Annotated in this window: 18 protein-coding genes; 4 read left to right on the top strand and 14 right to left on the bottom strand. The window is 64.1% G+C overall.

Annotated elements, in window-relative coordinates; all coding sequences use genetic code 11:
- Positions 1–23: 23 nt before the first annotated feature.
- Positions 24–848: a phosphonate ABC transporter ATP-binding protein gene (gene phnC / locus RID11_RS16535; protein ID WP_350141083.1), complete on the bottom strand. Its 825-nt coding sequence runs from the start codon at positions 846–848 to the stop codon at positions 24–26.
- Between the two features lie 148 nt (positions 849–996).
- Here phnC and RID11_RS16530 point away from each other — a divergent pair, with 148 nt between their 5' ends.
- Both RID11_RS16530 and RID11_RS16525 read left to right on the top strand, forming a co-directional pair.
- Complete coding sequence (locus RID11_RS16530; protein ID WP_350141081.1) at positions 997–1,551, top strand: TetR/AcrR family transcriptional regulator; 555 nt, start codon at positions 997–999, stop codon at positions 1,549–1,551.
- A gap of 5 nt (positions 1,552–1,556) precedes the next feature.
- Positions 1,557–1,946, top strand: coding sequence for an META domain-containing protein (locus RID11_RS16525; RefSeq protein WP_350141079.1), 390 nt, complete (start codon positions 1,557–1,559; stop codon positions 1,944–1,946).
- A gap of 293 nt (positions 1,947–2,239) precedes the next feature.
- On the opposite strand, the gene recO is transcribed toward RID11_RS16525, so the two are convergent.
- The 13 genes from recO to folK all read right to left on the bottom strand — a co-directional run bounded on the left by recO (position 2,240) and on the right by folK (position 13,489).
- Positions 2,240–2,974 carry a DNA repair protein RecO gene (gene recO / locus RID11_RS16520; RefSeq protein ID WP_350141077.1) on the bottom strand — a complete coding sequence of 245 codons (735 nt, stop codon included), beginning with the start codon at positions 2,972–2,974 and terminating at the stop codon, positions 2,240–2,242.
- A 9-nt stretch (positions 2,975–2,983) separates the two neighbouring features.
- Positions 2,984–3,316 (bottom strand): DUF1491 family protein, encoded by a 333-nt coding sequence (locus RID11_RS16515; RefSeq protein ID WP_350141075.1) that lies wholly within the window; start codon positions 3,314–3,316, stop codon positions 2,984–2,986.
- Between the two features lie 5 nt (positions 3,317–3,321).
- The gene (gene era / locus RID11_RS16510; protein WP_350141073.1) at positions 3,322–4,227 is read right to left on the bottom strand and encodes a GTPase Era; all 906 of its coding nucleotides are present in this window, start codon (positions 4,225–4,227) and stop codon (positions 3,322–3,324) included.
- Positions 4,224–4,910 (bottom strand): ribonuclease III, encoded by a 687-nt coding sequence (rnc, locus tag RID11_RS16505; protein WP_350141072.1) that lies wholly within the window; start codon positions 4,908–4,910, stop codon positions 4,224–4,226. Before rnc ends, era begins: the two co-directional genes overlap by 4 nt.
- On the bottom strand, positions 4,907–5,737 hold the full coding sequence (gene lepB, locus RID11_RS16500) for a signal peptidase I (RefSeq protein ID WP_350141070.1): 831 nt from the start codon (positions 5,735–5,737) through the stop codon (positions 4,907–4,909). The genes rnc and lepB overlap by 4 nt, the downstream gene beginning before the upstream one ends.
- A 400-nt stretch (positions 5,738–6,137) precedes the next feature.
- Positions 6,138–6,548, bottom strand: a complete 411-nt coding sequence (acpS, locus tag RID11_RS16495) for a holo-ACP synthase (RefSeq protein ID WP_350141068.1) — start codon at positions 6,546–6,548, stop codon at positions 6,138–6,140.
- Positions 6,545–7,984 carry an alpha/beta hydrolase gene (locus tag RID11_RS16490; protein ID WP_350141066.1) on the bottom strand — a complete coding sequence of 480 codons (1,440 nt, stop codon included), beginning with the start codon at positions 7,982–7,984 and terminating at the stop codon, positions 6,545–6,547. Before RID11_RS16490 ends, acpS begins: the two co-directional genes overlap by 4 nt.
- Before the next feature lie 59 nt (positions 7,985–8,043).
- Positions 8,044–8,718, bottom strand: coding sequence for a hypothetical protein (locus RID11_RS16485; RefSeq protein WP_350141064.1), 675 nt, complete (start codon positions 8,716–8,718; stop codon positions 8,044–8,046).
- A gap of 117 nt (positions 8,719–8,835) precedes the next feature.
- Positions 8,836–9,585 carry a pyridoxine 5'-phosphate synthase gene (locus tag RID11_RS16480; protein WP_350141062.1) on the bottom strand — a complete coding sequence of 250 codons (750 nt, stop codon included), beginning with the start codon at positions 9,583–9,585 and terminating at the stop codon, positions 8,836–8,838.
- 39 nt (positions 9,586–9,624) lie between these two features.
- On the bottom strand, positions 9,625–10,305 hold the full coding sequence (locus tag RID11_RS16475) for a DUF2062 domain-containing protein (protein WP_350141060.1): 681 nt from the start codon (positions 10,303–10,305) through the stop codon (positions 9,625–9,627).
- 11 nt (positions 10,306–10,316) lie between these two features.
- Positions 10,317–12,458, bottom strand: a complete 2,142-nt coding sequence (locus RID11_RS16470; RefSeq protein WP_350141058.1) for a RelA/SpoT family protein — start codon at positions 12,456–12,458, stop codon at positions 10,317–10,319.
- A 32-nt stretch (positions 12,459–12,490) separates the two neighbouring features.
- Positions 12,491–12,844 (bottom strand): DNA-directed RNA polymerase subunit omega, encoded by a 354-nt coding sequence (gene rpoZ, locus RID11_RS16465; protein WP_050661673.1) that lies wholly within the window; start codon positions 12,842–12,844, stop codon positions 12,491–12,493.
- A gap of 78 nt (positions 12,845–12,922) precedes the next feature.
- Positions 12,923–13,489 carry a 2-amino-4-hydroxy-6-hydroxymethyldihydropteridine diphosphokinase gene (folK, locus tag RID11_RS16460; protein WP_350141056.1) on the bottom strand — a complete coding sequence of 189 codons (567 nt, stop codon included), beginning with the start codon at positions 13,487–13,489 and terminating at the stop codon, positions 12,923–12,925.
- Positions 13,490–13,632: 143 nt separating this feature from the next.
- Between folK and RID11_RS16455 the strand changes: the two genes are divergently transcribed.
- Together RID11_RS16455 and RID11_RS16450 are read left to right on the top strand one after the other, a co-directional pair.
- Positions 13,633–14,205: a LabA-like NYN domain-containing protein gene (locus RID11_RS16455; RefSeq protein WP_050661671.1), complete on the top strand. Its 573-nt coding sequence runs from the start codon at positions 13,633–13,635 to the stop codon at positions 14,203–14,205.
- Positions 14,206–14,250: 45 nt separating this feature from the next.
- Complete coding sequence (locus tag RID11_RS16450; RefSeq protein ID WP_350141054.1) at positions 14,251–14,703, top strand: YqaA family protein; 453 nt, start codon at positions 14,251–14,253, stop codon at positions 14,701–14,703.
- The last annotated feature ends 174 nt before the right edge of the window (positions 14,704–14,877 follow it).

Here is a 14,877-nt window from a genome sequence, read left to right as displayed (position 1 = left end):
CCCCCCGGCGGGCCAGGGGGTCGTCAGACCGCGGCTTCGGCCTCGCGCAGCGCGCGCACCGTCCCACGATCCAGCGTTTCGATGGAGGTCGATGTGCTTTCCTCGGAAAAGCTTGCATCGGCCCCGTAAATGTCGCGCGCCACGCCGGTGGTCAGTTGTTCGGGCGAGCCGTCGAAGACGACGCGGCCATGCAGCATCCCGATCACCCGGTCGCAATAGCGCCGCGCGGTATCCAGCGTATGAAGGTTGGCGATCACCGTGCGCCCGTCCTCTTCGTGGATGCGGCGCAGGTCATCCATCACAAGTTGCGCGTTCATCGGGTCGAGGCTGGCAATCGGCTCATCCGCCAGCACGATCTTGGGGTCCTGCATCAGCGCGCGCGCAATCGCCACCCGCTGCTGCTGCCCGCCCGAGAGCGCCTCGGCCCGTTTCGGCGCGTGATCGGCAATGCCCAGCCGGTCGAGGATCTCGATGGCGCGGTGAATGTCCGAATCGGGATAAAGGTTGAACATCGTCGCCAGCGTCGAGCGGCGGTTGAGCGTGCCGTGCAGCACGTTCGACACCACATCCATCCGCGGCACGAGGTTGAACTGTTGAAAGATCATCGCGCAGTCGGATTGCCAGGCGCGTTTTTCCGCCCCCTTGAGGCCCGTGACCTCACGCCCTTCGAACATGATCTGGCCCGAGGACGCATCGGTCAGCCGGTTGATCATCCGCAGCAAGGTGGATTTGCCGGCCCCGGACCGGCCGATGATACCGATCATTGCCGGTTTTTCGACGGTGAATGTCACCTTGTCCACGGCGGTGTTGCGGCCAAATGTCTTGGTCAGCGCGTCGATGCTCAGCACGAAAGATGCCCCCTTGGTTTGCGCCCGACCTACGTGGCGAACTCAAAGAGTTTGCGACGGTTTGGTAAAAGTTTTTTGACGGTCGCTTGACGTAGCGTGACATTCGCAACCCTTGCGGCAGTGCGACAGCAAGCGTAAACCCATAGGCATGATCGCCCGACGCCGCCCCCGCCTGACCCGTGACGACTGGCTTATGACCGGCCTCACCGCCTTATGCGAAGGCGGGCCCGGCACCCTCGGCGCGGAACCTCTGGCGCGCCGTGTCGGCGCGACCAAGGGCTCGTTCTACTGGCATTTCGACGATGTGCCGGGCTTTCACGCGGCCCTTCTGGCGCTCTGGCAAACCGATGCCGAAACGGCCCTGCTCACCGCCGACGGTGCCACCGACACCGCCCGGCTGCGTGCCACCGCCCAGACCATCGCCGACAGCACCACCAGCAACAGCCCCGCGCTGCGCTCCGAACCCGCGATTCGCGCGTGGGCGCAGGGCAATGACGTGGCGGCCGGTGTGGTGGCCGGTGTCGACGAAATCCGGCTTGCCCGGCTGAACGATCTTCTGGCGGCCTGCGGCATCGGCAATCCGGAAATGGCCCGCATCCTCTATGCCTCGGCCACCGGCATGCAGGCCTTGCAGGACACCGCCCGCGATACGGCGGCCACCGCCATCGGCTCGCTTGTCGATCTGATCCTCGCGCTCAGGTAAGGCGGATGCGCGCCGCCCTCCTGCTGATCGCGATGTCCATCCTTGGCTATTGCAAGGACGAGACGGTCTCGGGCCATGGCGGGGCCGAGGCCACATGGGTGCTCCAGAGCATCGACGGCACGCCCTTTGCCGCCCGCGCGACGCTGAGCTTTCCTCAGGAAGGCAGCCTTGCCGGAGAGGCCCCCTGCAACCGCTATTCCGGCACGCAGACCCTGCCCTATCCGTGGTTCCGCACCGAAGCCCTGATCACCACCAAACGCGCCTGCCCCGATCTGGAGGCCGAGACACGCTACCTGCGCGCGCTTGCGGACATGACGCTGGTCGAGGTTGCGGGCGACACGCTGCTCCTGACCAACGACGCCGGCCGCGAGATGGTGTTTCGGGCGGGGGAATAGACGGGATGCGATTGGTGGCCTTGAGCTGCTGTTGGCGGTTTCAGAGATGAGCCGCGCGGCGCCTGACCGCCGGGTGGGCGCAGCAACTTCGGTGGACCGCACTTTATGCCAGCCAAGCACTCCCGCGTTTTCAATGGCTTGATACGTTGCAAAAGCGCCCGCCCGGTGGGGCGGTCGGGCGCTGCGCGGCGGTGCCGGCGGCACCGTTATTACGCGCATTGGGGCTGCACCTGAACGGCAACTCCAGACCAAACATAACCGCCCCCATTCCACTCACTTCCAAAATCCCACCCTCACCCCGCCCCTGACTGCGCGGCAAACCGCGCGACAAAGCGGGCGCGGGCGTCAGGCAGGGGGGTGTTGCCCATCTGCGGTGCGAGATGGTGCATCAGGAAATGCCCGGTTACGTGAAACCCCTGCAATATTTCCGCATCCGGCGCGGGGCCTTCGCCCAGCAGGCAGGGCGGCAGCGGCAAGAGCCGGTCGGCCCACTCGCCCGCCCCCGCGCGCGACACCGCGCGCCCCGTGCGGGGGGATAAGTAACTGAGGTCATTGGCCTTTTCGCCCATCACCGCGCAGCGCCGCAGGTCGAGGCCAAAACCCATCTCTTCGAGCAGCGCCAGTTCCCAGTTGAGATAGGCCAGCGGCCAGATCTCCGGCTGCTCCAGAAGATCGAGCAAGATCAGGCTCTTGCGGTAGATCCCGGCATGCGCTTCACGCTCGGGCAGTGCGAACAGCAGCAGCGCGCACACCGCATTGAGCCCGGCCAGCGCCATCCGATCCCCCATCGACCAGGCGCGCGATTTCAAGGGCTCCACCCGGAAGGTGCCCAGATGATCCTCCAGCCGCGCGCGCCATTCCACGTCAAGCTGCGCGCCCGGTTGCAGCACCGGGGTCATCTTGCGCGACGCGCCGCCCCGCACGACGCCTGCGTGCCGCCCGTGCTCAGCCGTGAAAACTTCAATGATGGCAGAGGTTTCCCCGTGGCGGCGGCTGCTCAGCAATATCCCCTGATCACGCCAATCCATCGCCCAATCCTACCCGCTCAACCCGTCCGCGTCGAGCAGGTGCCGCCCGGCGCGGTCCTCGACCTCGACCACCCAGAGATCCGGGTCGAACCCGCGTTGTCGCGCGATGGCGGCATCCACCTCCGCCTCACAGCCCTCGGCCAGCGTCACCCAGGCGCGCGCGCCGGTCGCGAGATCGAAGGAGCGTTGAAACACCTGTGCCCGCCCATTGAGCGTGTTGAGTTTCACCAGCACCGCGCCGCCGGTGTCATCGCCATGCGCCACCACAAAAGCGGCGATATCCGCCAGCCGCAACCGCGCGAGATAGGCATCGATCCAGAACCGTGCGGTCAGCCGGGCCACGGGCCTCAGTTCCCGTCCTTGAAATCCAGCCCCATCTCGGAATAGCGCTCGGATTCGTCCATCCAGCCGGACCGCACCTTGACCTGCAGAAAGAGGTGAATCCGTCGCCCGAGGAACTCTTCCATCTCCTCGCGTGCGGCCTTGGAGACGGCCTTGATCGTCTCGCCCTTGTTGCCCAGAACGATGCCCTTGTGGCCGTCACGCAGCACGTAGATGATCTGATCGACGCGGGCCGAGCCATCCTTGCGCTCTTCCCAGGCCTCGGTCTCGACGGTCAGTTGATAGGGCAATTCCTGATGCAGCCGCAGCGTCAGCTTTTCGCGGGTCATCTCGGCGGCGATCATCCGCATCGGCAGATCGGCGATCTGATCCTCGGGATAGAGCCACGGGCTTTCCGGCACCTCCTCGGCCAGCCACCGGCGGAGATCATCAACGCCATGGCCCTTCTCAGCCGAAATCAGAAAGGTCCGCTCGAACGCGAACCGCTCGTTCATTGTCTTGGTCAGCGCCAGCAACACAGGCGCCTCCACCCGATCGATCTTGTTGATCGCAAGGGCGACCCGGCGCCCCTTGGCGATATCCTGCAACCCGTCGAGGATACGCTCCACCCCTTCGGTGACGCCGCGATGCGCCTCGATCAGCAGCACCACGATATCGGCATCCGCCGCCCCGCCCCAGGCAGCCGCGACCATCGCCCGGTCCAGCCTGCGGCGCGGCTGGAAAAGGCCCGGCGTGTCGACAAAGACAAGCTGGCTCTGCCCTTCCATCGCCACGCCGCGAATGCGCGCGCGGGTGGTCTGCACCTTGTGGGTGACGATGCTGACCTTGGCACCCACCATGCGATTGAGCAGCGTGGATTTGCCCGCATTGGGCTCTCCGATCAGGGCGATGAAACCGGCGCGGGTGGTCATGTCTGGCTCTCCAATCTATCGAGCAGCGCGCGCGCCGCCGCCTGTTCCGCCTGGCGTTTCGATCCGGCGGTGGCGCTTGCCTGCTCGCCGCTCTGCAGGCGCGCCTCGATGGTAAAGACCGGCGCATGATCCGGACCGGAGCGCGCCGTCTCGGCATAGTCGGGCGGCGGCAGGCCGCGCGCCTGCGCCCATTCCTGAAGCGCGGTCTTGGCGTCGCGCGCGTCTTCCTTGACCGCGCCGATGCGCCCGCCCCAGAGCCGCAGGACCGTGGCGCGCGCCGCCTCGAACCCGGCATCGACATAGACGGCGGCAATCACCGCCTCCATCGCATCGCCCAGGAGTGCCAGCTTGCGCCGCCCGCCCGAGAGCATCTCGGAGCGCCCCAGCTTGAGCACCGTGCCAAGGTCGATCTCGCGCGCGACATCGGCGCAGGCTTCCTTGCGCACCAGCGCGTTGAAGCGCGGCGCAAGCTGGCCTTCAGTGGCGGCACTGTCATGCGCCAGAAGCGCCTCGGCCATCACGAGGCCCAGCACCCGGTCGCCGAGGAATTCCAGCCGCTGATTGTCGTCGCGATTGGGCGAGGACATCGAGGAATGGGTCAGCGCCCGGACGAGCAGCGCCGGATCGGAAAACTCATGCCCGAGCCGCGCTTGAAATTCCGCCATGTCGCGTGACAGTTTCACTCCAGCCTCTCGAAGAACCGATCCCCGCGCCACGTCCAGAAGGCCAGCATCGACGAGCCGCCTGAGGAGAAGATCACCCGGTTGGCACGTCCGATCAGGTTCTCGTAAGGCACGAAGCCAACCCCACCCACAGCCTGCGGAAAGCGCGAGTCGGTGGAATTGTCGCGGTTGTCGCCCATGAAGAAATAATGCCCCTCGGGCACGGTGAACACGCCGGTATGATCCGAGCGTTGGTCGCCGATATTCAGGATCGCATGGGACTGGCCGTTGGGCAGCGTCTCGATCTGGCGGGATTTGGTGCAATCCGCCCCGGCCCCGACCACGCCGTTTTCGCAGCGCGGGCGGATGCCCATCGGCCCCTGCCGCGTAAATTCCTCGGTGAACTCACCGGCGGGTTCAAGCTCCACCGGCTCGCCGTTGATGTGCAGCACACCATCGCGCATCTGGATACGGTCGCCGGGCAGACCGATCATGCGCTTGATGAAATCGGTCCCATCGACAGGGTGGCGGAACACGATGATGTCGCCGCGTTCGGGCTCTCCGCCCAGAATACGGGTGTTGTCACCATCGAGAAAGCCGCAGATATCCTCGGCATCGACATTGATGAATCCCAGCCGGATCGACGGGCAGGAAGCGTAGGAATAGCCATAGGCCATCTTGTTGACGAAGAGGAAATCGCCGATCAGCAGCGTGTCCTTCATCGAGCCGGACGGAATCCAGAAGGGTTGGAAGAAGATCGTACGAAACAGCCCCGCGATCACGAGAGCCCAGAACACCGTCTTGATCGTCTCGACGATGGAATTTCCTTTTTTGGCGTCAGATGCCATCGGGCCTCTCCGGATAGGGCAGATTTGGGTCTCGCGCTACATGCGGGGCGGGGCTCAAAGTGTCAAGGCGCGAGGGGGTATGATCACCGGTGCGCGGCAGGCCGGGTTACCCAAACGCGGCTTGGCGGTCAGGGGTAGCATCCGATTGTTGCAACAGTGGGGGTTTGTTGGCCTTGAGCTGCCGTTGACCGCTACACACATGCGCGGAATCAAGGCCGAAGGCCGCCGCGCATCGCCGGGCCCCCCCCCGGCACGGCGATTTGGCTGCAACCTGCTCTGCGCTCGCATGTTTTTCGGGTTTGGCTGATATAAAGTGCTAGGAAACTATCGTTGGATCGCCGTACCGCGGCCCGTCGATACGCGGCTCACGGCAACGGCCGCTTCAGGCCCTTCCCGTCCTCTACCCAACCCCACCCTTCGGCCGCGCCTCGATCACCACAAAGGCCTGCGCCCAGGGGTGATCGTCGGTCAATGTCACGTGAATGATCGCCTCATACCCCTCAGGCGTCATCTCTGCCAATCGCTCGGCCGCCCATCCTGTGACATGCATCACCGGCTGACCGGTGCGCAGGTTCGACACAGCCATGTCCTTCCACGCGATCCCCATGCGCAGCCCGGTGCCCAGCGCCTTGGAGCACGCCTCCTTCGCCGCCCAGCGTTTCGCATAGGTGCCGACCACATCGGCGCGACGCTCGGCCTTGGCCTGTTCGATATCGGTAAAGACGCGGTTGCGAAACCGGTCGCCGAAGCGCTCCAGCGTGCCCGCGATCCGATCGATGTTCGCAAGATCGGTGCCGATGCCAAGGATCATCCCAGTCCTCCGGGTGCAAAAAGTGGAAAACTCACGCCAAGCGCCCAGGCGAGGATCAGGCCGAGTGCCACGCCCGCCGATGCCGCCCCTGCCCGCGCCGCAACCCACCGACCGATCAACCCGAATATCAGGAAGAAGAGCAGGATCACCGGCGCGATCATGGCGAGAAAGAACAGCCGCTCGGTATCGAGCAGCACGGCAAGCGCGAGCGACAGGAGAAAGCCCAGCCGTGCCGTGATGCGTTGCCAGAGCGCGGCCCCGCGCGCCAGCAGCGCATCGCCCAGCATGAAGGGCAGCGCGCCAAGGCTGAGGGCCGCGATGATCACCAGACGCTCGGGCGTCGGCCAGAAATTCGCGCCATAGCGGTCGAGCGCAAAGCCGAAGACGCCCAGCCCCCAAGCCAGCAGCGCCAGCACCGCAACAGGGCGCAGGCCCTCGGGCCGTCGCCCAAGCCACCACAGAAGCGCCAGTTGCCAGAGGCCATAAATCGCCAGATGCAGCGCAAGGTAATCCGCCACCAGCACCGGCAGGAGCCGCGCCTCAACCTGCACGGCAAGCAGCGGCGCAAGAGCCGCAGGCAGGCCTACGACCAGCGCAAAACGCCCCAATGAAAGCGTCCCTGGCACCGGCGGCGCACGTACCGGCAGAAGGCGCGAGAGCGGTGCCGCCAGCGCCACGATGGCGGCCATCAGCGCCAGAAACCACGGCCCCGTCGCGCGCACCGCGATATCGCTCGCGCGCCCATAGGCCGCATCGAGCCACGCCACCGTCTCGGCCCGCCCGGCGCGGCTATGCAGTACCGCGACATGCTCGGCAAGCGGGGCCACCACCGCACGGCGGATCACCTCGCCCGCGCGCGCGGTCTCGCCCTCGCCTGCCTGCGGATCGACCATCGCCACGGCGTCGCGGGCAAAACCGCGCAGCCCCGGCTCCCACGCGCCGGTGATGAGCAAAAGGGTGTCGGGCGCAGTCGCCGTCACCGCCTTGGAAAAGGCCGAGATCGCCACCACGGGGCCGATCCGGGGATCGTCAATTGCCGTGCGGATGATGATATCGGTGGCCATGGAATGCCCGAGCAGCGCAGCCTCACCCTGCCAGTTCTCCGCCGCCAGCGCCGCATCCAACACGGCGCGGGTCTGCTCGATCAACAGGCGGGTCGTGCCGTCAATGCTCTCCACATCGCCCGACATCGGCCTAGGGTGCCGCCCATGCCCGAGAAAGTCGAACGCCCAGACCCGATAGCCCGCCCGCGCCAGATCGTGGCCATAGGCCTGCATCATCTGCCGCGACCCGGCAAAGCCATGCGCGACCACGACCACCGGGCCATCAGAGCCCGGCTGCACGATCCGTGTCACCGGCGTCTCGCCGACATGGCGCGTGGTGATCTCCAGCCCCTCGCGCTGAGCCTCAAGCTGCCAGAGGGCAAAAATGGCCAATGCCGCCGCAATCACAACCGTAGCGAGCGCTCTGGAACCGGACAGCGTCCGCGACGTCCTCATTCGGAGGGTTCCTCTCCCGTTTCACAAGGGAGAACCATGCAAGCCCACCCAGTAACCCGCGCCAATCCAGACGCATATCTTTCAGAAAAGTCCGGCAATTCCGGCATGTATTCCTGTGCGCCATTCCATGCAGCAGACGGGCTTTCGCGAATGGCCTGCCAAACCTCTGCCCGGTTGGGTACCTCCATACCGCAGACCTCCGTTCCGTCAAATTCGCTCTCTGGATTGAATGCCACATCAAGCTCGTGCAGGTCTTTCATCATCTCGCAGGAGTCCTTTATCTCCCACGCAGTGGCGGCAACAACCACACCGACACCTACAAACGGCAGGGCTTCTGCAAAGACCGACGCCACGTTCCGGCTTGATGCAAACATCACCCGATGCGCCAGCCGCCCGCTTGTATCCCTCACCGCGTCACGGGCATATCTGGTCTGCCCCCGGTAGGTCACTCTGCTATCGGCAAGTTCTCGTTTCACGCGCTGGTTCTCAGCAACCAGTTTCCCGTTGCGCGCCTCGAGTTCAACATTCCTGACCGATAAATCATCGAGCCGAGCCTGATGCTTTGCCCGCACCGTTCTGGGGCCAGTTACTGCCTCTACCGCGCTCGACAGTGCAGAAAAAACTCCGGAGACCGTCACCGTAGCAAGACTCAGCGCGAGCGAACCGATCATCAGGAGGGTAAGCACCCCTTTCGACAAAGAAAGGAGAAGGGTTATCGGCAAAACCAGACCTTTGAAAATTCGCCTCACATCTTCATCCCCGTTAGCCGAGTCGTTTTCTCTGCAGACTCACTCCCGCGCCTCGTCCATCAGGCGGCGCATCTCGGTGATCGCGGGTTGCAACCCGCGAAAGATCGACTCGCCGATGAGGAAATGCCCGATATTGAGCTCCATCACCTCGGGGAAACCCGCGACGGGCTGCACGGTGTCATAGGTCAGGCCATGGCCCGCATGCACCTCGAGCCCCAGCGCATGGGCATAGGCCGACATTTCGCGCAAGGCCTTCAACTCGCGGTCGCGTGTCTCGACATCACCCTCGGCATGGGCGTCGCAATAGGCGCCGGTATGCAACTCGATCACCTCGGCCCCGATCCGGTGGGCGGCCTCGATCTGCCGCTTGTCGGCGGCGATGAAGATCGATACGCGACAGCCCAAATCGCGCAGCGGCGCGATGTAATGCGCCAGCCGGTTTTCGTCTCGTGCGACATCCAGCCCGCCCTCGGTGGTGCGTTCCTCGCGCTTTTCGGGCACGAGGCACACGGCGTGCGGCTTATGGCGCAGGGCAATCGCCTGCATCTCCGCCGTCGCCGCCATCTCGAAGTTGAGCGGCACCGTCAACACCTCCATCAGCCCGTCGATATCAGCATCCGAGATGTGGCGGCGGTCCTCGCGCAGATGCGCAGTGATGCCGTCGGCGCCCGCCTCCTCGGCCAGCTTGGCGGCGCGCAGCGGGTCAGGATAGGCCCCGCCCCGCGCATTGCGGACGGTGGCGACATGGTCGATATTCACGCCAAGGCGCAGTTTTCCATCGGACGGCATCGGGCTCTTCCTCAGATCATGATCGGCTCGGGGTGCAACCTAGTCCCCTTTGCCGCGCCCGTCAGCCTCAATTGACGCATTTTCCTTCTGCGCCTTTTTTTCCTTGATCGCCGCCCATTTCGCCCGCAGCACGCCCTTACGGCGGTTCTGATAGGCGGTGATCACCGGCAGACTGATGTAATAGGCGGCAAGCGCCGTCACGATACCCGGCACGATGCCGCCCACCATGTAGGGCAGGAACACCTCGTCATAGAACACGTGCAGGCTGTGCCAGTCGGCCTGATGATCCGAAAAGATCGCCAGAACGTTGTTCTTCAGATCCTCGCCTGCGTCCAGAAACTTGCCACCGAGCGAGCGGCTGATCTCGTCCTCGGCCAGTGAGTGGCGTCCCAAAATCGCGTGGCCCGTCTGAAGCGATATGACGCCAATCGGCACATAGGTCAGCGGATTCCCGAAGAAGGTGCCCAAAAGGGCGGCGGGGATATTGCCGCGCAGGATCATGGCCAATGTGCCCGCCACGATGAAATGCATGCCGTAAAACGGTGTGAAGGTGGTGAACACCCCCGCAAAGATCCCGCGTGCGATCCGGTCCGGCGGGTCGGGCAGCCGGTGCAGCCGGTGCTTGACATAGGTGAACGCCCGCGCCCAGCCGCCCTTGGGCCAGAAAAAGTCAGCGATCACCTTCCACAAGGGTCGTCTGTCTCTGCGTTTGAAAACCACCAGCGCGGCTCCTAGGGTTCATGGTTCATACCGCCCCCGGTGCGGGACGGATCGCGATAGCGTTCGACGGCGGCCACATCGCTTTCTGCATCAAGCGCCGACAGCACCCCGTGCAGATGCTCAGCATCGCGCAATTCGACATCAACAAGCAGGCGATAGAAATCAGGTTTCCGGTCAACGAAAGTCAGGTCCGAGATATTGGCCTTCTGTTCCCCGATCAAGGTGCAAATCCGTCCCAAAACACCCGCGTCATTGCCGATGGTGAGGTCTAATGTCACATCATAAGCCGCCGGATGGGTGCCGGTATGCCAGTGCAAATCCATCCAGCGCCCGGGCTGTTCATCATATTGCGACAGGGTTTCACAATCTATCGCATGGATCACCACGCCGCGCCCGCGATAGGTGATGCCGACGATGCGCTCGCCCGGCAGCGGCTGACAGCAGCGCGCGCGCTCGAAACTCTGATCGGCCTTGAGGCCAAGCACCGCGCGGTCGCGCGTCACCTCGTCCGAAGGATCGGGCGCAAGATCGGGATAGACCGCGTTCAGCACCTGTTGCGCGGTCAGTTCCGCACTGCCCAGCCGCGCGCGCACCTCGTCGGCATTCTTCAGGCGCAGCGTGCGGGCGGCGGCCTCCAGCGCCTTGTCGGTGGCCTTTTTGCCGACATGCTCGAACGCCGAGCGCGCCAGTTCGCGCCCCAGCTTGATATAGCGCCCCCGGTCCAGTTCGCGCAGGGCCCGCCTGATGGCGGCGCGCGCCTTGCCGGTGGTCGCGATATCCAGCCATGTGGCCTGCGGCGTCTGCCCGTCGGCGGTGATCACCTCGACCGATTGCCCGTTCTTGACCCGCGTCCAGAGCGGCACGCGCATCCCGTCCACCTTGGCGCCGACGCAGGCATGACCGATACGGGTATGGATGGCATAGGCGAAATCAATCGGCGTCGCCCCGCGCGGCAACTTGATCACGTCACCCTTGGGGGTAAAGCAGAACACCTGGTCGGCATACATTTCCAGCTTGACCGCTTCGAGGAAATCCTCGTGATCCTCCTCGGCGTCAAACTGCTCGCTCATGCTCGAGATCCACTTGGCCGGATCGACGGCAAAGGGGTTTTCGGCGCGCACGCCGTCGCGATAGGACCAATGCGCCGCGACCCCGGTTTCGGCCACGTCATGCATCGCCTGCGTGCGAATCTGCACCTCGACCCGCTTGCCGTCGCGGCCCGACACGGTGGTGTGAATGCTGCGATAGCCGTTCGATTTGGGCTGGCTGATGTAATCCTTGAACCGCCCCGGCACGGCCCGCCAGCGTTGGTGAATCGCCCCCAGGGCCCCGTAACAATCATTCTCGGATCGGGTGATCACACGAAAGCCGTAGATGTCGCTGAGGCGCGAAAAGCCCATCTCCTTTTCCTGCATCTTGCGCCAGATCGAATAGGGTTTCTTGGCGCGGCCAAAGACATCCGCCTCGATCCCCGCCTTGTCCAATTCGTGCCGCATGTCGCCGGTGATCCGCTCGACCACGTCGCCGGTCTCGCGTTGCAGGGTAATAAATCGCCGGATGATCGAGGCCCGCGCCTCGGGGTTCAGCACCCGGAACGCCAGATCCTCCAGCTCTTCGCGCATCCACTGCATGCCCATGCGGCCCGCAAGCGGCGCATAGATATCCATCGTCTCGCGCGCCTTCTGCGCCTGTTTCTCGACGCGCATCGCCTTGATCGTGCGCATGTTGTGCAGACGGTCAGCGAGTTTGACCAGAATCACCCGCAGATCCTTGGACATTGCCATGAACAGCTTGCGGAAATTCTCGGCCTGCTTGGTCTCGGAGCTTGAAAGTTGCAGATTGGTCAGCTTGGTGACGCCATCGACCAGATCGGCCACCTCGCGGCCGAACTGCTCCTCGACGATGCGGTAGGACGCCTTGGTGTCCTCGATCGTGTCATGCAGAAGCGCGGTGATGATCGTCGCATCATCAAGCCGCTGTTCGGTGAGAATGGCGGCGACGGCGACAGGATGGGTGAAATAGGGCTCGCCCGAGTGGCGAAACTGCCCCTCATGCATCGCGCGACCAAAATCATAGGCCGCGCGAATCAGCGCCTCATCGGTGCGAGGGTTGTAGTGGCGGACCAGCGTGATCAGGTCATCAACGGCGATCATCAGTGTCGCGCCTTGCCGTGGTCAGGGGCGGCTCAGCCCTGACCCTGGGCCTCCATCAGGGCGCGCAAGAGCTTCTCTTCCGACATGTCGTCGGCTTCGGGCTTGTCCGCCTCACCGCCCATCAGCAGGGCCATGGAATCTTCTTCCGGCTCGTCCACCTCGATCTGGGTCTGGTTCGACTCGATCAGGCGTTCGCGCAGATCATCCGCCGATTGCGTCTCTTCAGCGATCTCGCGCAGGGCGACAACCGGGTTCTTGTCGTTGTCGCGATCCACGGTCAGCGGCGACCCGGACGAAATCTCGCGGGCACGATGTGCTGCGAGCATCACCAGATCGAAACGGTTCGGAACCTTGTCAACGCAATCTTCTGTCGTAACGCGGGCCATAAGACCTCCGGGCAGGGTTTGGGCGTGAATCAGAAGCCTCGTACTTAGGGGTTTGAAACAGGATTTACAAGCGTAGAATCAAAGCGGCACGACCTCGTCGCGCGCGTGCTGCGGTAGCGCCTCCAGCATCTCGCGCACCGTCTGTCCAAACACCGGATGCACCCAGTCCGGGGCCACATCGGCCAGCGGCACCAGCACGAAGGCGCGCTCATGGGCGCGCGGATGCGGCAGGATCAGGCGGTCTGGCGCGCGCTCCTGCTGTGCCTGCGCATCAAGCGCGCGCCACGTCTCGAACCCCGCAGGATCGGGCAGAACCAGATCATCAATCCCGATCAGATCGAGATCGAGCGTGCGCTGCCCCCAGCGCGCGACACGCGCGCGCCCGAACGCGGCCTCGACCGCGTGCAGCACACCTAGCACCGCCTCCGGCTCGCCCGGCATGCGCAGGACAGCGGCGGCATTGACGAAATCCGGCCCACTGCCCGCCGGGAAGGCGGGGGTGCGGTAAAGGCGGCTCACGGCTGCAACCTGCGCACCGCTCCCCTCAAGATGCCGCAACGCAGCATCGACCGTCCGATCTGGCGGACCCGCCGATGACGGCATATTTCCACCGATCGCGATCAAGCACAGTTGATCCGACGTCATGTCCCACCTATTCTTTTGTAATGTATCATTCTCTTGCGCAGCCTTCAGGAAGCCCCTAATTCTGCGTCCTACTTTGTCCTGCCCCACCACTCACACCACTCACTCTCGCAGGCAAGGCAAAACGATTTGGAAGGACATTAATCATGTTTTACAAGGACGACCGTTTGGCGTTGTTCATTGATGGTTCGAACCTTTACGCAGCCGGCAAGGCCTTGGGTTTCGACATCGACTACAAACTCCTCCGTTCCGAGTTCATGCGTCGCGGCAAGTTGCTGCGCGCCTTTTACTACACCGCGTTGCTGGAAAATGACGAGTATTCGCCGATCCGGCCGCTGGTCGACTGGCTGCACTACAACGGCTATTCCATGGTCACGAAACCGGCCAAGGAATACACCGACAGCCAGGGCCGTCGCAAGGTCAAGGGCAACATGGATATCGAGCTTTGCGTCGATGCCATGGAACTCGCACCGCGCGTCGATCATATCGTGCTGTTCTCTGGTGATGGCGATTTCCGGCCGCTGGTCGAAAGCCTCCAACGTCAGGGCGTGCGCGTCTCGGTCGTCTCGACGATTCGCAGCCAGCCACCGATGATCTCGGACGACCTGCGCCGTCAGGCCGACAACTTCATCGAACTGGCCGACCTCAAGGACGTGATCGGACGCCCGCCGCGCGAACATCAGAACGACCGGCAGGAGGCCTATGCCGAACAGGAATGACGTCTTCCTGACACGGCTTTGCACTGACGCCCGGGTCCCCCACGCATGAGCATGGCGGATCCGGGCGTTTTCTTGCAACTGGGCGGGCTTTTCCTTGCGGCGTTCGGCGCGGCCACGATCTTGCCGTTTCAGTCCGAAGTGGTCTTTGTCGGCCTGCAACTGGCGGGCACCGCCTCACTGGTTTGGCTGATCGTGGTGGCGAGCGTGGGCAACACGCTCGGGGCGGTGGTCAACTATGTCATGGGGCGCGGGATCGAACGGTTTCGCACCCGCCGCTGGTTCCCGGTCAATGCAGCACAGCTTTCCCGGGCGCAGCGCTGGTATGCCCGCTGGGGGGTCTGGACGCTGTTGATGAGCTGGGCCCCGCTGGGCGACGCCTTCACGGTGATCGCGGGCGTCATGCGCACCCCGGCATGGCTCTTTCTCGTGCTGGTCACCATCGCCAAGACGGGACGATATATCGTGCTCGCCTGGCTGACGGTGCAGGCGGGCGGGTAAGGGCCTGAAGTGGACATAGCACCCCGCCAGAAGGTGCCGCGTGATCGCAGGGCCGGGGACTGGCGATACACCGGTCGTGGCTGGTACTTTATCCCGGCAAAATCCGTGTAACCCCAACACGTTGCGCCACCCCTCAAATCGCCAGGCCGCGGGACGGCCCGGCGATCGCGCGGC

The sequence above is a fragment of the Roseovarius sp. genome (genome assembly GCF_040219995.1).
Lineage (GTDB): Bacteria > Pseudomonadota > Alphaproteobacteria > Rhodobacterales > Rhodobacteraceae > Roseovarius.
This window is presented reverse-complemented; position numbering and strand designations above follow the sequence as displayed.